This window comes from Clostridium magnum DSM 2767 (genome assembly GCF_001623875.1).
Taxonomy (GTDB): Bacteria; Bacillota; Clostridia; order Clostridiales; family Clostridiaceae; genus Clostridium_AM; species Clostridium_AM magnum.
This window is the reverse complement of the sequence record NZ_LWAE01000008.1, coordinates 235,303-255,155: the sequence shown is the minus strand read 5'-3', so window position 1 is coordinate 255,155 and position 19,853 is coordinate 235,303. Positions and strand designations below refer to the sequence as shown.

Annotated in this window: 18 protein-coding genes; 9 read left to right on the top strand and 9 right to left on the bottom strand. The window is 33.0% G+C overall.

From position 1 onward, the window contains the following. Nucleotides 1–8: 8 nt before the first annotated feature. The 6 genes from CLMAG_RS24660 to CLMAG_RS24635 all read right to left on the bottom strand — a co-directional run bounded on the left by CLMAG_RS24660 (nucleotide 9) and on the right by CLMAG_RS24635 (nucleotide 6,843). Nucleotides 9–980 (bottom strand): alpha-ketoacid dehydrogenase subunit beta, encoded by a 972-nt coding sequence (locus CLMAG_RS24660; protein ID WP_066628954.1) that lies wholly within the window; start codon nucleotides 978–980, stop codon nucleotides 9–11. A 1-nt stretch (nucleotide 981) separates the two neighbouring features. Further along, complete coding sequence (locus CLMAG_RS24655) at nucleotides 982–1,932, bottom strand: thiamine pyrophosphate-dependent dehydrogenase E1 component subunit alpha (protein WP_066629070.1); 951 nt, start codon at nucleotides 1,930–1,932, stop codon at nucleotides 982–984. Nucleotides 1,933–1,983: 51 nt separating this feature from the next. Next, nucleotides 1,984–2,349, bottom strand: a complete 366-nt coding sequence (locus CLMAG_RS24650; protein WP_139264122.1) for a Lin0512 family protein — start codon at nucleotides 2,347–2,349, stop codon at nucleotides 1,984–1,986. A gap of 135 nt (nucleotides 2,350–2,484) precedes the next feature. Next, entirely contained in the window at nucleotides 2,485–4,440 is a 1,956-nt protein-coding gene (locus CLMAG_RS24645) for a sigma-54-dependent Fis family transcriptional regulator (RefSeq protein WP_066628952.1), read from the bottom strand. Between the two features lie 200 nt (nucleotides 4,441–4,640). Further along, complete coding sequence (locus CLMAG_RS24640; protein ID WP_066628950.1) at nucleotides 4,641–5,174, bottom strand: GNAT family N-acetyltransferase; 534 nt, start codon at nucleotides 5,172–5,174, stop codon at nucleotides 4,641–4,643. 472 nt (nucleotides 5,175–5,646) lie between these two features. Then, entirely contained in the window at nucleotides 5,647–6,843 is a 1,197-nt protein-coding gene (locus tag CLMAG_RS24635) for a cation diffusion facilitator family transporter (RefSeq protein ID WP_066628948.1), read from the bottom strand. 344 nt (nucleotides 6,844–7,187) lie between these two features. On the opposite strand from CLMAG_RS24635, the gene motA reads away from it, so the two are divergent. The 7 genes from motA (at nucleotide 7,188) to CLMAG_RS33095 (ending at nucleotide 14,319) form a co-directional block, all read left to right on the top strand. After that, on the top strand, nucleotides 7,188–7,973 hold the full coding sequence (motA, locus tag CLMAG_RS24630) for a flagellar motor stator protein MotA (protein WP_066628946.1): 786 nt from the start codon (nucleotides 7,188–7,190) through the stop codon (nucleotides 7,971–7,973). A 2-nt stretch (nucleotides 7,974–7,975) separates the two neighbouring features. After that, nucleotides 7,976–8,725: a flagellar motor protein MotB gene (locus CLMAG_RS24625; RefSeq protein WP_066628943.1), complete on the top strand. Its 750-nt coding sequence runs from the start codon at nucleotides 7,976–7,978 to the stop codon at nucleotides 8,723–8,725. Nucleotides 8,726–8,905: 180 nt separating this feature from the next. Continuing rightward, complete coding sequence (locus tag CLMAG_RS24620; protein ID WP_066628940.1) at nucleotides 8,906–10,642, top strand: spore germination protein; 1,737 nt, start codon at nucleotides 8,906–8,908, stop codon at nucleotides 10,640–10,642. Next, nucleotides 10,635–11,735 carry a GerAB/ArcD/ProY family transporter gene (locus tag CLMAG_RS24615; protein WP_066628937.1) on the top strand — a complete coding sequence of 367 codons (1,101 nt, stop codon included), beginning with the start codon at nucleotides 10,635–10,637 and terminating at the stop codon, nucleotides 11,733–11,735. The genes CLMAG_RS24620 and CLMAG_RS24615 overlap by 8 nt, the downstream gene beginning before the upstream one ends. Nucleotides 11,736–11,770: 35 nt before the next feature. Further along, a complete protein-coding gene (locus CLMAG_RS24610; protein WP_066628934.1) occupies nucleotides 11,771–12,871 on the top strand; it encodes a GerAB/ArcD/ProY family transporter in 1,101 nt (366 codons plus the stop codon). Next, complete coding sequence (locus CLMAG_RS24605; RefSeq protein ID WP_066628930.1) at nucleotides 12,864–14,135, top strand: Ger(x)C family spore germination protein; 1,272 nt, start codon at nucleotides 12,864–12,866, stop codon at nucleotides 14,133–14,135. The genes CLMAG_RS24610 and CLMAG_RS24605 overlap by 8 nt, the downstream gene beginning before the upstream one ends. Nucleotides 14,136–14,151: 16 nt before the next feature. After that, entirely contained in the window at nucleotides 14,152–14,319 is a 168-nt protein-coding gene (locus CLMAG_RS33095) for a hypothetical protein (protein WP_169809818.1), read from the top strand. Nucleotides 14,320–14,434: 115 nt separating this feature from the next. On the opposite strand, the gene CLMAG_RS24600 is transcribed toward CLMAG_RS33095, so the two are convergent. Beyond that, the gene (locus CLMAG_RS24600) at nucleotides 14,435–16,132 is read right to left on the bottom strand and encodes a methyl-accepting chemotaxis protein (protein ID WP_066628927.1); all 1,698 of its coding nucleotides are present in this window, start codon (nucleotides 16,130–16,132) and stop codon (nucleotides 14,435–14,437) included. 225 nt (nucleotides 16,133–16,357) lie between these two features. Beyond that, on the bottom strand, nucleotides 16,358–17,542 hold the full coding sequence (locus CLMAG_RS24595; RefSeq protein ID WP_066628925.1) for an MFS transporter: 1,185 nt from the start codon (nucleotides 17,540–17,542) through the stop codon (nucleotides 16,358–16,360). A gap of 279 nt (nucleotides 17,543–17,821) precedes the next feature. Between CLMAG_RS24595 and CLMAG_RS32665 the strand changes: the two genes are divergently transcribed. Both CLMAG_RS32665 and CLMAG_RS32005 read left to right on the top strand, forming a co-directional pair. Continuing rightward, on the top strand, nucleotides 17,822–18,070 hold the full coding sequence (locus tag CLMAG_RS32665) for a hypothetical protein (protein WP_066628923.1): 249 nt from the start codon (nucleotides 17,822–17,824) through the stop codon (nucleotides 18,068–18,070). Between the two features lie 295 nt (nucleotides 18,071–18,365). Further along, nucleotides 18,366–18,581 (top strand): hypothetical protein, encoded by a 216-nt coding sequence (locus tag CLMAG_RS32005; RefSeq protein WP_139264120.1) that lies wholly within the window; start codon nucleotides 18,366–18,368, stop codon nucleotides 18,579–18,581. A 129-nt stretch (nucleotides 18,582–18,710) separates the two neighbouring features. Here CLMAG_RS32005 and CLMAG_RS24580 read toward each other — a convergent pair whose 3' ends face one another. Continuing rightward, complete coding sequence (locus CLMAG_RS24580; RefSeq protein ID WP_066628917.1) at nucleotides 18,711–19,430, bottom strand: putative ABC transporter permease; 720 nt, start codon at nucleotides 19,428–19,430, stop codon at nucleotides 18,711–18,713. Nucleotides 19,431–19,853 lie beyond the last annotated feature (423 nt).

Here is a 19,853-nt window from a genome sequence, read left to right as displayed (position 1 = left end):
AAATAACATTAAAATAAACCTTTTACCCAATTAACTATATCCTTTGAAGCAGGAATTACATAACTCTCGAGGTTTGGTGCAAATGGTATTGGAGTATTAAGTGCTCCAATTCTAACTACAGGTGCATCAAGAGAATCAAAAATTTCTTCACTTATCATAGCAGAAATTTCTCCACCATATCCTCCTCTTTTATTTTCTTCTGTAACAACTACCACTTTTCCAGTTTTATTTACAGAATTAAATATAGTTTCTTTATCTAGAGGGAATAATGTTCTAGGATCTACTACTTCTACTTCAATTCCATCCTTTGAAAGCTGCTCAGCAGCTTTTAAAGCTTCATGAACCATTTTACCTGTAGCTATAATAGTAACATCGTTTCCTTCTCTCTTTATATCAGCAACTCCAAATGGTATTGGCTTTATATCATCTGGCACTTCACCTTTTAAGCCGTACATTGCTTTATGCTCTATAAATGCAACAGGATTGTCGTCATCTATAGCTGTAAGCAGTAATCCTGCTGCATCAGCTGGAGTTGATGGATAAACAACTTTAATTCCAGGTACATGTGTAAGCCAAGCCTCTAAAGATTGTGAATGTTGAGCAGCAGCTGATAGTCCAGCACCGCCTGGCAATCTAACAACCATTGGAAGACTTATTTTTCCTCCAAACATATATCTGAGCTTTGCAGCCTGATTAACTAGCATGTCCATTGCAACTGTAACAAAATCTCCCATCATTATCTCTGCAATTGGCTTTAATCCTGTAGCTGCTGCTCCTATAGCACACCCAACTATTGCTCCTTCAGATATTGGAGTATCTTTTACTCTTTTGTCACCAAACTCATCAAAAAGTCCTGCTGTTAATCCAAAACATCCTCCAAAGGCTCCTACATCTTCTCCTAATATTAAAACCTTTTCATCTTCCTTCATTTTAATTCTCATTGCTTCTCTCAAAGCTTCCATATAAGTCATAGTTTTCATATTATCTTCCCTCCTCTTTTATGTCACTATAGACATCTTCAAGTGCTGTCTCTACATTAGGTATTGGACTGTTATCTGCGAATGCTACAGCTTCCTTGATTTGGTTCTCAATATCATCTTGTACTTCTTTTATTCCTTCTTCGCTTAAAACTTCATTATTAAGTATATGTTTTTCAAATCTTGGTATAGGATCCTTTTTCAACCACATATCTTGCTCTTCCTTTGGCTTATAAGTCATTGGATCTCCCTCAAAGTGTCCTCTGTGTCTATAAGTCTTGCATTCTAATAATGTTGGTCCTTTGCCTTCTCTTGCTCTTTTTATAGCCTCACCTGCTGCTTCGTAAACTGCAAAAACGTCATTTCCGTCAACTACAACTCCAGGAACGTTATAACCTACTCCTCTATCTGCTACATCCTTAATAGCCATATGCCTCTTCTGGCTTGTTGATATACCATATCCATTATTTTCACATACAAATACAATTGGTAGTTTCCATACGCTAGCCATATTTAATGCTTCATGGAATGTACCTTGATTTGTTGATGCATCTCCAAAGAAACATATGCAAACCTCATTCGTTCCTCTGTATTGTGCACTTAAACCTGCTCCTAAAGCTAAATCGTGACCAGCCCCTACTATACCATTTGCCCCTAAAATACCTTTTGTAGCATCTGCTATATGCATTGAGCCGCCTCTTCCTTTACAATATCCTGTTGCTTTTCCAAAAAGCTCTGCCATCATTAATTTTAAATCTCCACCCTTTGCAACTATGTGGCCATGTCCTCTATGAGTACTTGTTATATAATCCTTATCATTTAAATTAGCACAAACACCTGTAGCCACTGCTTCTTCACCTATATAAAGATGAATAAATCCAGGAATTCTTCCTTCCGCAGAGGCATTCATAGCAACTTCCTCAAATTTTCTTATTTTTAACATGGTTTTATACATATCAATAATTTTACTGTTTGATATACTCAAAATTATTCCCTCCCATTGATTTTATTTAATTCCCACTTCAATACAAGCTATTGCAACTTCTATGCTGTCATCAAGATCTCCAAAAACTGGATAGTACAATCCTGAAACTTTTAATCCTCCCTTAACTGCAATTACATTTTTTCTTCCTATTGGCAAACACTTTTTAATCCTTTCTGCATCAATTTTTTCCGGATTTGAAACTGCCAGGGTGACGTTTACAAGAACTTCGTTATCCATATCCCTCAGTTCTAAAATTTCTTTTAGACCGCAAAGACAACTTCTTGATACAGCGTCTGTAACAGCTTTTTCTGCTGCCCTGTTAACATCCTGACCATGAAAATCTGCTCCTAATCCGAATTCTATTACATATCTCTTAATAAAACACACCCCCTTCCTTTTACTAATATTAATTAGCAAGATACGTGCCAACTTTTAACCCATGGAAAATCCTTTAATTGCAAGCAATTATTTAATCTAAAGTTCATTATGGGAAAAAGAAAGTGCCAAAGTGGGAATTTTCAGTTACTTTTCCCACTTTGGCACTGTGCTTAATTCATATTTCTTTATTTTTCTGTAAAGTGTAGACTTTCCAATACCGATAAGTTTGCTTGCTTTGACAACATTACCACCAGAATATTCCAAGGCTTTAACGATTAAACTCTTTTCAGTTTCTTCTAACTTATCAGGTCTAGTACTGTTGAAATTAGTTGTGCTTATAGTATCTTCCTCATTCTCATTAATATATTCAGGTATGGACAAATAAGAAATCATATCATTTTTTGAAAGGTAATATGCTCTTTGAATAATATTTTCTAATTCTCTAACATTTCCCGGCCAATTGTGTTTTTTAATCGCATTAATAAATTCTTTATCAAAGAATTTTTTTGTTCTCAGATTTTTATCATTTAGCCTCTGTAAGAAAAACTCTGCACAAAGTTCAATATCTTCTGGTCGTTCTCTAAGTGGAACCAATTTTATATTAAATACATTTATCCTATAGTACAAATCACCTCTAAAATTATTTCCTTGAATTTCATTGTATAAATTTCTGTTTGTTGCAGCTATAACCCTTACATCTAAGTTTCTTTCGTACTTTCCGCCAATTCTTGTTATAGTGTGGTTATCTAAAACTCTAAGGAGCTTAGATTGAATTTCTAACGGTAATTCTCCAATTTCATCTAAAAAAATTGTTCCTCCGTTGGCCAATTCAAACTTTCCAGGACAGCCTTCCTTAGAAGCACCGGTAAATGAGCCTTTTTCATATCCAAAGAGCTCACTTTCCACCAGATCCTTCGGTAAAGCAGCACAATTAATTGCCACAAAGGGTCCATTGCGTCTGTTACTGGCATTATGAATAGAGTGTGCAAATAGCTCCTTACCGGTTCCGCTTTCCCCTGTAATTAACACAGTACAATCATATGCTGCAATACTTTTGGCTTCTTGAATAACGGATAACATTTTCGGACTATTAGTTATTATGTTCTCAAAGGAATATTTTGAGGAAAATCCTGCTATTTTGTTAACCACATTTCGTAGGCTATCAACTTTTTTAACCACAATTACATGACCTATATGTTTCTGTTCCTTTTGTACTAGTGTAACACTTATATTACATTCTACTCTGCGATTATCTAAGTATAAACTAACTTCTCTATAACTAATTTTATTATTCTGACTAAAGTTATCCATATCTTTAATTATATCTTTCAGTAGGACTTTTATATTGATTTTATGAAACTCTTGCTGAGACACCTTTAATATTTCACAAATTTTTAAATTAAAATCCTTTACATAAAAATCATTATCTATAACCAAAATTCCTTCATCGATAGAATTAATAGCCGTTTCTGCCCACTTTCTATGCTCAATTATTGAAAATTGTTTTTCTATAGCATTTGCAGCTTCAGCAACTATTCCAAGGGTATGTGTATGAAAATCATAAAAATGTCCGGATAAATCAATAATGCCTATAATCTTTCCTTTATCATCATGTATCGGTGCAGCGGAGCAAGTCCATCCATGTTGTTTTTTACAATAATGCTCTGCACCTAAAGTATGAATAGGTTTATCTAAATAAAGACATGTTCCAATAGCATTAGTACCTACACATTCTTCTGTCCACTTACATCCTTTTAAAAAATTTAACTCTCTATTCTTTTCCATTATTTTTTCATTTCCAATAACCTCAAGAATCACTGCATTCTCATCGGTTAACACAATTGAGTAATCTGTGTCCTTTAAAAGTTTAAATATATCCAGCATTATAGGTATTGCTATTTCAATGAGTTCCTTGTGTTCAATTAGTGCTTTTTCAAATTCTTCTTTACTTATTTCCTTTCCTATACGGTAATAAGTATCAACTTTATATTTTCTGCATCTTAGCCAAGAGTCCAATATATCAGTTCTTATGTTTTTAGGCATTTCATTGTTTTTAATAAACTTCTCCCATTGATCGTATATTTCTGAAATATTAATCATAGTTCCCCCCCACCTATCATTAAGTTTAGTTCATAATATATTCTATATATAAATTATACATCATTTTACTAATATTTATTAATTTACTTCCATGAATAAAAAAATAAAATCCACAAGACATTATCATACTAATAAAGTCTGTGGATTTTACACATAAATACTTTTCATCCTATAATTATAAAATAAAACAATTCACCTCTTTAACCTATTGCAACATGTTCATACCCAGCTGTTATTGTCTCTTCAATAGCCGTATTTTTGTACTCTTTACACAATAGTGCTCTAATATACCCTCGATCCTTAGTGGTTGATTCAATATAAAAGCCTCTGCCATAATAGAATCTAACAAGTGATAACATTCTAGAAGCGGTATGCAGATATAAATTTGTAACGCCTTCTTCTTTCATAGCAATATCAACTGCATTCATTAATATTTTTCCTATTCCTCTGTTTTGAAACTCTTCTCTAACAGCAAATCTGCTTAAATAAGCAGTTTTATCTGGTTTTACTTCAACTCTTACACTTCCGACAAGGACTCCATCTACAAGCCCTACAAGAACCACCTTGTTTTCTATTTCTTTTTCTACATCCTGATTACTTTCATTAAGAGGACTAACAAATTCCGTTATTTCTGCTCTCTCTGCATATATTCTAAAAGCATCCTTAGATATCTCTTTTATTTGAGGCACGTCCTCACAAGTAGCTCTTCTAACCACAAAGACCATATTTTCCATCGATCTACCCCCAATTTATATTAATATTTATTAAAATAAAAAAGCAGCCACCATATGTGTCCATGCTTACTTATCATCTTATGTATAATTATACAATTATACGTTTAAAAATTCAATACTTATTTATTAAATTAATATATTATTTTATAAAAAATATAGTTCTAATTCTATCCTAGGTGTACCCGCTGGCGGCGTACTCCTCCTAACTATGGATTATAGATAAGTTTTCTATCCGATGACTCCCTGCCCTAATACTCCCATCTCCTCCAAAGTGCACGTTCCGGGCGGCTACGCCCCTGGATTCGTTCAACTAAGAATCAGGTGGGGGTTAAATGCCTAAATGGCATTTAACGGGCAAAGCCCTGGGTCGTAGACGAAACCCAATCTGATTCAAATTTACACTTCACATTTAACTATTCATTTTTGCATAGTAATGAATATTTCAAGTATTCTATCTACTAAGAAATTATATTTATTTATTTAATTTCATATCTAAATAATCTTTATCTACAGTTATAATTGCATTATAATTGGGATGTACTTTCTTTAATTGAAAATCTATTTCCTTTTGTAATTTGATCTCCTCATCTTTTTTTAGTATATGCTCACTGCCAACTACAACATCAAAAATCAAATTTTTGTTTTCTCCCTCACCTACTACCCTAAAGTCATGAAAGGACTTTACAACATTAACAGCTTTTAAAGCCTCTGTAAGATCATCTTTAGCCGCTAATATTTCCTTGTCATTAGTGGTGATAGGATCCATATGTATTACTAAGTAGATATCCAGCTCTGCTGATATTTCCTTCTCTGCTCTATCTATAATTTCATGAATCTTAACTACAGAAATATCCAAAGGAACCTCAGCATGGATAGAAGCGATAATTCTTCCAGGGCCATAATTATGAACTATCAAATCATGAACTCCACCTATGTGTTCATAATCTAGAAGCATCTTTTCTATACTTTCTACAAGTTCCTCATCCGGTGGAGAACCAAGAAGAGGATTTAGCGTATCCTTTATTAAGTTATATCCAGCATAAAGAATAACTGCAGAAACAACCATACCTATGTATCCATCTATAGGCAGTGTAGTAAATCTAGAAATTAACAGTGAAAATGCTACCGTTGCGGAAGAAACTACATCGCTAAGAGCATCTACCCCTGAAGCTTTAAGTGCAGAGGAATTTATCCTTTCACCTACATTTTTGTAAAACCTGCTAAGCCATACTTTAAATAATATAGAAACCAATAGCAAGATAAAAGGTACAAATGAAAATTCTACAGGTGTAGGATTTTTGATTCTATCAAAGGAACTTTGAACAAATTCAAATCCTACTAATAGTACCAAAAATGCTACTATTAATCCAGATATATATTCAATTCTACCATGTCCAAAGGGATGTTCCTTATCTGCTGGCTTGCCTGACAGCTTAAATCCAAAAATTGTTACAACTGAAGATCCTACATCAGATAGGTTATTAAAGGCATCTGCTGTTACCGCGATACTATTTACAGTGATTCCCACGGTAAACTTAATGCCAAATAGAATTAGGTTTACCAATCCTCCCACTATTCCACCAAGATATCCGTACCGTTCCCTCACCTTCTTGCTTTTAGTGTCTGAAGAATTCTTTATAAACTTTTTTATTAATAGATTAGAAATCATTGCTACACCTCATTTAAAACTAATTAATTACTCTATTATTCTTTCCAAAATAAAAAAAATCACACATATTATTAATCGGACTTATATTATCTAACTATTTAGGAATAAATGCAAGTTTATTATACAAAATAAGTATTTTTTCGATTATATATTCAAAGCGTAGAAGTGCAATGCCAAATCTACTACTATTTACACCTCAAAATAGCTTGACTATGTTTTGTATTGTCGATATACTTGAAATATATATGATAATTTTCGACTTTTTTATAATTTTAAAACTAACGAATTAAATTTAGTTTCAATTTTTTCAACATAAATCATAAAATATTTTACGAGGTGCAAAAATGGATATCTTTTTAATTATAGGTGTTATTACCGGTCTTCTTTCTGTAATTGTCGGAATGATTGTAAAAGGCGCTAATGTTGCAGTACTATTAAACCCTGCGGCGGCAATTATCATTCTTATAGGTACTGCGGCTGCAGTAATGAACTCTTTCCCCAAAAAAGAATTTCTAAATATTCCAAAAATAATCTCAGTCCTTTTTAAGGAGAGAGAGAATGATGACCCTGTGGATATAATAGAGCAAATCGCTGATTTATCAAAAACAGCTCGAAAAGATGGTCTCCTATCCCTTGAACACGTTATGCAGGGCATGGAAAACAAATTTTTAAAGAATGGCCTACGTATGGTTATAGACGGTATGGAACGAGATCATATAGATGAAATTTTAAACACAGAATTAGATAACATGGAAGAAAGACACCGCCTTGGTGCTAGTGTATTTACAGCAGCAGGGGGTGCTGCTCCAACTCTTGGGGTTTTAGGGGCAGTTATAGGACTAATCGGTGCTCTTGGAAACTTAAATGATACTGAAAAGCTAGGTCATATGATTGCGGCTGCCTTCGTTGCCACACTTTATGGAATTTTCGTTGGATATGTAGTTTGTCATCCTTTTGCATCAAGATTGAAAAGAAAATCTCATGAAGAGATTAGTAATATGCGAATTATTCTCGAAGGTGTTTTATCCATTCAAGCTGGAGAAAACCCAACAAGTATTAAAATGAAGCTATCATCTATGTTAAAACCTAATGATAGAGCTAAACTTGAGGGAAATAGTAAAGGAGAATAAGGATGTCTAAGAAAAAACAACATCACGAAGAACATGTTGATGAATCATGGCTGATTCCTTATGCTGACATGCTCACACTTCTCTTGGCACTTTTTATCGTTATGTTTGCAATGAGCCAAACCGATAAAGCAAAACTTCAAAAGATGAGTGAGCAGTTTAATATTATTTTTTCTGGCGGTACTGCAGTTCTCAATGAATCTGGTCAATCCAGCGAAACATCAAATACTGCTATGACTATTACCCCTAGTAATAGTGAAGTCGAAGAAGGTAAAATGAATGAAGTCAAGCAGCTGTTAGATAAGGAAATTGCAAAGAGCGGTTATTCCGATAAGGTTAAAACCTCATTAAATGCTGAAGGACTTGAGATTTATATTCAGGATGCTGTGCTTTTTAATTCAGGTGATGACAAGGTCTTAACTAATATTTCACCACTGCTTTTAGACGTTTCTAAAATGCTTAAAAGCTTAGATAATAACATCAAGGTTGTTGGACATACCGATACAGTACCTATTAGTACTGGAAGATTCCGTTCTAACTGGGACTTAAGTGCTATGCGTGCTATAAACGTAATGAGCTTCCTTGTTGATACCGGAGGTTTAAGTGCAAGTAGATTTTCTATCCAGGGCTACGGAGAACAAATGCCTAAATTTAGCAACTCTACTGAGGAAGGTAGAACTAAAAATAGAAGAGTAGAGATCGTTGTGGTTCGTAAATATCCATCCGCTGCAGGAAAAACCATTAAAACAAATTAATGAACAAATTAAACCATTGACTTAGGTTAGGTAGAAACTAAGTCGATGGTTTAATTTGTTTATGTCTAATCTTAATTGTCCTAGTATTTTTTCTTCAGAATAATTTCATCTAGTCAGTGCATATTAAGACCTACTATACAAATAATAAATTATAACCATCAAATTATTGTAGGTGATTAAATGAAAAATAAGAAAAGTAAGTTTTGGGCTGCATTACATAAAATTACATATAAAAAACCGGAGACTCCATGGGAGTTTTATATACCTGAAATTACCCCGGAAAATGACATACAAAGTGGCAAGGAGCAAGATACTAACGGACAAAAAAATGCCACACCTCAAAATGCTGCTGAAGAAAGCCAGAATAGCTGCCAAACTAATGGAGCAACTGCTATTCCAAATAATATTGATGCTAACTTGGAGTATATGAAAAAAAGCTTTAATCATCCTTTGAATAAAGATATAAAAATCCGTGAATTTAGGATACTTGGCAATGTAAGGGCATTTATTATATATATTGATGGAATGGTGGATAGAAATATTGTTAATAGAGATATCCTGAGACCCTTACTAAAGCATAAGGAATCTGTTGCTGAAGGAACACAGTGTGCCGTTGAATACATATTAGACAATGTTATAGAAACAAATGAAGCAGAAAAGGTAAGCACACTGGACGGTGCCCTATTTGGAGTACTTATGGGTGATACAGGTATATATATTGATGGCTGTAATTACTATATTTTCTGTGAGACAAAGGGCTATGAAAAAAGAGCAGTAGATAAACCACAGGTGGAAGCAGTAATAAGTGGATCTCAGGAGGCTTTTAATGAAAACCTAAGAACAAATACTGTTTTGATTAGAAGAATCATAAAGAACAATAACCTTACCACAGAATATTTAAGAGTTGGTGAAAGAAGTAATAAGCTTTGCGCCATAATGTATATAAATGGCCTAGTCAATCCTGCTTTACTAAATGAAGTAAAAAGAAGAATAAATAGTATCCGCACAGATTTTATTAGTGGTGATGGTATGCTTGCGCAGTTTATCGAATTGGAGGCAAATTCACTACTTCCTACTACACTCAGTACTGAGAGACCTGACAGAACTGCTGCTAATATAGTTGAGGGGAAAATAGCTATACTTGTTGATGGTGAACCCTTTGCATTAGTGGTTCCTGTCACTATAACTGAACTACTTCATTCCCCTGAGGATATAGCTGTAAGACCGGCTTATGGAATGCTGTTAAGAATAATAAGGCTTTTTGCTCTTTTTGTAGCTACCTTTTTACCTGGTCTTTATATTGCAATTACAAACTTCCATCAGGAAATGATACCTACTGAGCTTTTAATTGCCATAGGAAGTGCTAGGGAAACTGTGCCCTTTCCAACAATAGTTGAGGTTTTACTTATGGAAACTTCCTTCGAGCTTATAAGGGAAGCTGGAGTTAGAGTTCCTGGTACCCTTGGTACCACCATTGGCATAATCGGAGCACTGATACTTGGTCAGGCTGCAGTTCAAGCCAGCCTAATAAGCCCAATACTCATAATTATCGTTGCTATAACGGGCCTCGGCAACTTCGCCATACCAAATATTACCTTCGCCTTTGGCATAAGAATAATGAGAATGTTATTTATAGCCGCTGGTGCAACCTTAGGCTTTTATGGAATATCACTTCTAATTGTAGTTTTTACAATTTTGATGGTAGATATGAACTCCTTTGGAGTGCCATTTCTCACACTTATTGCACCTAAAGCAAGAAAAAGCCATGATCTTCTAATGAGAAAGCCTGTTTGGCAACAAGAATTTCGTCCTGACTACCTTAATGCCTTAGATGTAAGAAGACAACCAGATGTTTCAGGACAATGGACTACTCAAAAGCCGGAACCTAGCCACGAGAAAGGCGATAGTAATGAGTAAGGGTGGAAAATTTAGTGTATACGAAGGAGTATTGTTTACCACTGTTATAATAGTATCTAAAACACTGTATACCAGTCCTTCTATAGTTGTTAAACTGACAGGCACTGCCAGCTGGTATGTAACACTAATTTCCTGTGTAACAGCGGTTATTCTCTTTTCAATTATCTGTATACTACTAAATAGATTTCCCGGTAAGAATTTAATTGAAATATATGAAGGGGTGTTAGGGAATTTAGTAGGTAAGATTGTTGGATTCTCTTTTTCAGCTCATTTGCTTTATTATGCAGCTTCTGTACTAAGAGAGTTTCTTGAGATGATAAAAGTATATAACCTGCCACATACTCCTCCTAGCGTTATAATAATAACCTATTTATCTGTTTGTACATTGATTAACTATAAAGGAATAGAGAGTATGTTAAGAATTGCAACCATTAGTTTTTACCCTATAATCTTTGGAATATTCATTATTCTGGCTCTGGCATTGCCATATTACCACATTGACTATATCAAACCTTACTTAGGCTACGGTTTTAAAAAAACCTTATATGTAGGATTTTTTAGAAGCTCAGCTTATGCTGAAGTTCTAATTCTACCAACAATAATTACATCACTTTATAGTGTTAAGGACTGTAAACGGATAGGAGTTATAAGTATCCTGTTATCAGGATTCATTTTCAGCGTTACTTCCTTATGCTACTTAATGACTTATCAATATACTATGGGCGTGGAAAATCTATCTGGTATATTTGAACTATCTAGAATGATATACTACAGCAGATATGCACAAAGAATGGAATCCATATTCCTTTTCGCATGGGTTATATTCTCTCTTTTAACCGTATCTAGTGGATTTTATTTATCAATAAGGATTTACTGCCAAAACTTTCATATAACAGATCCTAGGCCTTTGCTTCTTCCCTTTGCCCTTTTAACTTATGTAGTAGCACTGCAACCTAAGAGCATTTCAGAATTAATAGACGTAAACTTGAAATTTATCCGTCAGCAAAGTTTTTTTGCTGCCTATGGCGTACCTATATTTGTATTAATTATTGCATTAATATTTAGAAAGAAGGATCAAAATAGCAGTACATAGAAAATCTAATCCAAGACATGTGAAAGGAGATAACAATGAGTAAGGGTGGAAAATTTAGTGTATACGAAGGTATATTGTTTACTACTGTTATTATAGTGTCTAAGATACTATATACAGCTCCTACTGCGGTTATCAGACATACAGGTACTGCCTCCTGGTACACCACTTTAATCTCCTGTTTCATAGCTATTATTTTCTTTTTATTAGTTTGTATGCTGTTAAATAGATTCCCTGGAAAGGGGCTAGCAAAGGTTTTTGAAGCTGTTTTAGGAAAGATCCTTGGCAAGACCTCAAGCTTATTTTTTTCAGGTTATATACTTTATTACGCTGCTTCTTCATTACGAGAGTTTCTAGAAATGATAAAAGTATATAATCTACCTAACACGCCACCTAGTGTTATATTAATAACCTTCTTGGCTGTTTCCGTACTATTTGCCTATAAAGGAATTGAGAGTATTGTGAGAGTTGCATCAATTAATTGTTATATGATACTTTTGGGATTATTTATCGTTTTAGTCATGGCTTCTCCTTATTATGATATTGATTACTTAAAACCTTACTGGGGTTATGGTTTTAAGAAAAGCTTATACTTAGGATTTCTTAGAAGTTCAGCTTATGAGGAGGTTTTAACTCTTGCAATAATAGTTACATCATTACACAGTGTTAAAGACTTCCAAAAAATAGGAATTATAAGTCTGTTGCTATCAGGTTTCGTTATCAGTATCTCTATTTTATGCTACTTAATGGCCGATCAATATACTATGGGGAAAGAAAATTTATCGGGAATATTTCAGTTATCAAGAATAATATACTACAACCGGTATATACAAAGGGTGGAGTCCGTATTTCTTTTTATCTGGGTAATATCTTCCCTTATAACCGTCTCTACTGCATTTTACTTATCAGTAAGAATTTACTGCGAAAGTTTTGACATAGCTGATCATAAACCTATACTCCTTCCCTTTGCTCTTTTAACCTATGTAGTGTCACTTCAACCTAAAAATATTTCGGAAGTGGTGGATATAAACCTAAAATTTGTTCGTCAATATAGTCTTTATCTTAACTTTGGTGTGCCTATTCTAGTATTGATTATTGCTTTGATATTTAGAAAAAAGGAGGGAAGTGGCAATGTTTAAAAGGTACTCTGTTTTTATTATAATTGTAACACTGCTAAGTCTTCTGCTAACAGGATGCAGGGATTCATCTGAAGTTGACGACAATATATATGCTATAGTAATTGGACTGGATAAAGGTGTTAATAACAAGGTAATAGTAACAATACAATATCCAAAATACAGATCAATAAGAGGTGGAGAAGGTGGTGCCACAGGCTCTGGAGAAGACACTAGTACCGTACACTCTGTGGAAGCTCCTTCCCTTCTTGAAGCTATAGATTTATTGAATATGGCAATATCCCGTCGTGTATCATTGATTCATACAAAGATGCTTGTAGTTTCAGAGGACTTTGCCAAGGAAGGAATAGGTGATTTTCTTGCTCCCCTCTCAAGATTTAGAGAAGCCAGAAGAACTATGTTTGTTGTAGTTACTAAGGGAACAGCTGAAGGCTTTTTACAAGAGAATAAAACAACTATAGGACCAAGTATTACAAAAGCCATAGAACTGATGATGGCACAAACTAAAAACAATAGTTTTTTTCCTCCATCAAATTTTCATGACTTTTATAAAGATATTATATCTACTTATGGCAATGCTACTGCAATTCATGCCGGTATAAACGATTTGCAAGAGCTAAAAACAGAAGGTGGAAAACGAGAAGCTCCTTTAGCTACACAGAGAGAGCTGAAACCAGGAGAATTGCCAAGACGTGGTCCTGCTAAGCGAGAATTTGTAGGAACTGCCGTATTCAACGGAGACAAAATGGTTGGAAGTCTCAATCCCTATGAGACAAGATATATGTTAATGTTACAGGGTAAATTTAGAAAATGTATTATGACAATTGAAGATAAAAGGTCCCCTGGTGACGGAATAATCGTAAGTATCCGAAACGGAAGACCTACTAAAATTAAAGGTTGGTTTGATAATTCTATGCCAGTTATTGACATAGACCTAAATATCGAAGCTGATATTGGAGCAATTCACAGCAGAATTAACTATGAAAGTTCAAAGCTTGTTGAAGATTTAAATAAGCAGCTTGAACAGGAGATAAAAAAAGGAGTAGAGAAAACCATCGAAAAAACAAAAAAAGAATTTAAGACAGATATCTTTGAATTTGGAAAAAAGTTTGCAGGCTATTTCCCAACTATACAAGAATGGGAAAAGTACAACTGGCTTTCTCACTACCCTGAGACAAAAGTTAACGTAAATGTTGAAGTTAACGTAAGACGAACTGGCCTTATGCTCGAATCTAGTCCTATTATGGAAAGTCCTGAGGCTAAATAGTTTGGAGGTGAGCTTTTTGAAGATTTTATTATCTTTAATTATTATTACTGCTAATTATTATAGTTTTACCTATGGAATTTACTTATGGAAAAGAGAAAATAATAGGCTGGCAGCCTTTGGAGTTCTTTTAATAACCTTTATGGGAATTATAGTTCCTATTGTAGATTTATATATTAAAATGTAGAAAATTACAGTTATTATGTCATGGACCTTACTGCTAACTTAAACTGTAAAAATAGTCTTTAGTTACACAAAAGCTGTATGACAACAGTCATACAGCTTTATTTAGGTTTGAATAATTATAGCTTGAATTTACTAACTTCACCAATCATTTCTTCAGTTAAAATATTAAGAGAATGCGCTGCATTAGCTACTTCTTGTGAAGATGCATTTATTTCCTCAGTAGAAGCAGCGATTTCTTCTGTTGAGGCAGACACTTCCTCTGCTATAGAGGATGAATTATGAATTTTCTGCAAAATAACATCTTTATCATTATTAATATTTGATGAAGATAAATTAATAATTTGTATTTTAGGAATGACCTTTTCCACTGCATCTATAATCTTTTTAAAGGATTCTATAGAAGTATTTATAACAGTAACCTGACTATCCAATTCCCCACTCATAACATCTGTGCTTTTCAACATATCACTAGATTCCTGTGATATGCTAGATATGAGATTAGTTATATTCTTAGAGGAAACCTTTGACTCTTCTGCAAGCTTTCTAATCTCTTCAGCAACTACAGAAAAGCCTCTTCCTGACTCCCCAGCTCTTGCAGCCTCAATAGCTGCATTTAATGCTAGTAGATTAGTCTGCTCTGCAATACCATTTATAACATTTGTTATTTGATTTATTTCAGTGATATTTTGACCCATCCGTGAGATTTTTACAGCAAAATCTTCAAAAGAACTATTTATTCTAGTTACTGACTCTACAAGAGCCTGTAAACCTCTATGATTTTCCTTGGCCATGGAGCTTATACCATTAGAATTAGAATGTATGTCCTCTATAGATTTAACCATAGTACCAAGTTCTGAGCTAAATTTATTTAATACATTTGTGATATTTACCAAATCATCAGCTTGAGATACTACACCAACAGAAGTCTGCTGTATTGCTGCGGAAACATTGTCTGAAGAGCTAGCCATTTCTTCAGACACCGCCGATAAGGAAACAGTTTTTTCTTCAATAGTTTTAGATTTTTCATGGATATTTTTTATCAACAAGGAAATATTTTCTATTGTTTTAGATAAAGAAGCTTTCATAATTCCAAATTCACTTTTTGAATCCACTTCTATCTTCTCAGTGAAGTCCCCTGTTGAAATCTTTGTTAGATAATCAATGATTTCTTTTGAGGAACGCCTAATAAATAAAATTATTAAAACTGAAATTAATGAGAATGTTATTATTACCGATAAGTTCATAATAATAAATGTTCTTTCACTACTGTCATAAATAGTATCATTTTGTGAATCAGTGTTTGCAGCCCAATCAACATTGTAATCTTTCAACTCTTTAAGTGTAGTTTCAATAGATTCACCTATAGTCTCAAAGCTTTTTGCATCTTCAGGAGAAGTTTTTTCACCTTTTGCCAACAAAGTTTGATATTTCTTCCACAAATTCATATAATCATCATAGTCTTTTTGAAACTTATCAAGTCCTTCTTTTTCAGCACGGTCTAATTCAGTAGCTAAATAGCTTTTTAATGATTTTTTAATGCTACTATCTAGTTCATTAATTTTAGCATCATTGTCACTACTATAGCTAATAATTGATTTATTAATATAAATTCTAATACTCAAAAGGTCTGCTCTCATTGATCCTATATAAGATATTGGCATAGTTATATTGTGATACATATCCTTTGAGTTATCATTAACTTTTTTCATATTAAAATAGCCTAGACAACCTATTGCTGATGAAAAAATAATGGCTAAAATTGCCATAGATATTATTATTGTAGATATCTTTAATCTCTTTAGGATTTTATTCATTGGATACTTCCTTTCTATATAAACATTTAAAATTATCATGATATAAACTCGATTTACCGACATACAAAGATAAATCTCTATTAATAGAATTGCTTGATTTTAAAAAAGCTGTTTTTTATTAATAATGCCTCCATACTTATTTTTAAATTTAAATACTATATACATTATACAAGAGATTATAGAGATAAACTATAAACTTTTTCTTAATTATTTCTAAATAGATATCTACTCACAACTTCCCTCTAGAACTGTTTTAAGCTTTCTAAGAAAGTATCCAGACACTATAGGTGCCAATCCTATAAATACTAAGTAGAACTTTAATATTGAAGGATTTTTAAAAACTGTTAACAATGTAATTAATATAATTAGACTTATTACTCTTCCACTATTAAGCATTAAGTCTTTATTAATCATATATTCTATTCTCATGTTCTCTTCATGGGCTCTGTTTATAACATTGAAAGTAGAAGAAGATAACTGTATTGTAAAAAACGGAAGAAAAAATGCATCCATAGTTATATAGGTAAAGAGCGTATTATGTGATATTTTTATTACTAATGCACAAATAGCCAAAAACGAACCTATTGTTCCAATAGATATAGAAAGTATTCTACGAGATGGTTTAATTATTTTTTGTACCAACATATAGGATGCTGAGGATATTAGTGAAGCAATCAAAGCAAATTTACCTAAAGAAAGTTCACTTTTAGTAGTTTCAATAATCAATATATTTACTAAAAAAACTATTATCACATCTCTAAAACCCCAGAAAATCACAGCTTTCCTAATAATGCCCCACTCTTTGCAATTACTTGAAAATACCCTTTTAAAATCAATTTTGCTGGAGCAATTTTCACATCTTAGAACTATGCTTATTAAACTTAAAAGCAAAAATATTGCAAGGGTCATAAGAAAGACTACTCTATATCCGCTTATTCCACTAAACCTGCTAATTATATAAGCAGAGATTACTGGTGCAACAGCTGCTGTTATCCCTGAAAAACTTCCATTAAAACCATTAAAGGTATCTCTATTACTTATATCTGTAAAATCAAAGCTTAAGGTATTGAAGGCAAGCCAGTAAAATCCTGTTGCCATTCCATGCACAACTCCAAGAAAACAAATGTAGGCTATTTCTCTGCTGCCTATTAATAGTATTAGTGCATAAAACAAAGCATATATTAGCAACCCTATTCTCAGCGATCCTATTCCATTTTTCCTCTTCGCAAGTATCCCTGCTAAAATAAATGTTATTGGAACAAATATATAATTAACTAAATTATATATTGCTATAACAATAAAACTATTAGTTTCTTTCCAAATGAACACATTCACAAAAATTCCAGAAAGCCCTATAGCAAAGGTAAATAAGGCACTCATAGTCAATAGTATTTTAGCGTTTCTACACATAGTCTCCTCCTCTTGCGTATAGATAATTCCTTTTTATTATGTGCATAATACTAGCCTTATCATACTAAAAGTCTTTTATATTTTTATTGAAAGACTCACCGTTTAAATATTGCATTTTTAATAATGAAAATGGGAATAATGCTCACGAGGTGATTATAATGGATACGAAAATGCCTACTAATATTACTATGAACTCTATAGATCAAGCACTTACAGATTGCCCTGACATTGTTCGTAAGAATATATATATATATTGACAATCAATATGAAGCTTTCTTTTTGTTTATTAGTGGGCTTAGTAATCTTGACATTGTTCAGAGAGATTTCATTGGTCCACTGTCTAGCATGTCTCTCGAACAATTATCTAATGAAAACAATATCCACAATCTGCCTTGTAGTGAAATAGTGATATCAAAGCATAATAATCACTGGAACTCTGTTAAGTGGAAAGATGAATATAAATATGCTTCTTTTAATGTTGATACGAAGATCAGCTTTGATTTTTACGGAGCAGTAAATAATCCATAAGTTTTACAAAAAATTCACTGTAATTTCCACATTATTGCAGGACATACATACTGAATTTGTAGTAAACTTAGCTAGAGTTTTATAATATGAAAGAGCTATTATAAATTAAAAGTAAAATTGAAGGGAAAGATAAATGATAAGAAATCGGAAAAAAATATATGTAATTTTACTAGCCACCTTTCTTTGCTTACTTTTATTTAAAGCTATACAGTACAATACAATATATAGGAGTAGACTTGCTGTTTATCATACTGGTATAGGAGCATTTAAAGCGAGGATGGACTACATAAAAAAATTGAATAAATTATTACCAGAGAGGGATCAAGAAAACAATTTAATAGAACTACATAGGATAGTTTCTGAAAGCGATGTAGAAGAACTACTTAATGCTAGAACTACGCTGGATACTTGGAATGTTAATGTAGTAAATGATAAAATAGAGGAAATAAAGAATGTGTTAGCTAGATTAGATATTGAGTATGCTAATATATATAAAGCTCTGTCACATTAATCTTATTAAACTAATTGCGTATTTAGATAAAGTTATCAAAAAAACGCTATGTGTTGGCAATTGTATCTAAACACATAGCATTCTCCTTTTCTCTAAGAAAAATATCTTTTTCCATACTCATTTTCATATTTAAAATTTGTTTTTGACCACAATTTTAATTTTATCAATTTTGCCATTTAGTATTCTCCTTATATCTCTGTTTATTACCCCTGCATTTAAAAACAGTAAACGAGGAAATGCTATAAAAAATCTTTTATATTGCAGTATTTTTTCACAATACATCTTTACAGAAAAATTAGAATAATTGATAATTACATTCCTTAGGTTTAATGCATCGGTTACAGACCTTATGGTATCTCCAATGAAATAGATTCCGAGAATTATTGCATAATAAATCTTTATTCTAAATGGAATATTTAAAACTATTTTTAAAATCAATGGATGGACCATCTGAACTAAAAAAAATGCAAGCACTCCCCATAAAAGTGAATATTTGAAGCAGACATACCCCTTAATATTTGCATGGTTATCACTATAGTCCCACCACTTACAATTAAAAAGTCTTTCTAGAATAAATCCTGTTATATATTCCAGAGCAGTGACTAAAATAATAGAAAATAACACACTTATCAGTACTCCTGTATAATAATATTCAATATAAATATCTATTCCTGAGGATGCTTTAATAATAAGAATAGCTCCCAAGCCATATATAGGACAGAAGGAACCGGTTAAAAACCCCCTATTTATAAACTTTCCTGCATTTATGCTTGCAAAAGTTGTTTCTAGTACCCATCCTAAAAAAGAGTAAACTGTAAAGAGTACTAATAAAATAATATAATTTTCCACTAACTTTACACTCCTTTCTGAATTATTAGCACAATACCCTACTCCAAAGCTATGAAGTGAAAACTTGAATCAGATGGGATTTCGTCTACGACCCGGAGCTTTGCCCGTTAAATGCCATTTAGGCATTTAACCCCCACCTGATTCTTAGTTGAACGAATCCAGAGATGTAGCCGCTCGCAACGTACGCTTTGAGAAGCGTACGTTGCGAGCGGGTAGTCATCGGATAAATTTATTCTTATATCATACTTTATATTACTAATAAATTCGTTATTTGTTGCACTTTTTATAGACATGGTTTAACTTTTTGGAGGCTTTCATGTAGTTCCGTCCTTTCTTTTATCAATTTTACATGCTCAACAAAAAACGTGCTGTATTTTAGTTATAATAACTAATACAGCACGTTAATTACTTTATTATACATAA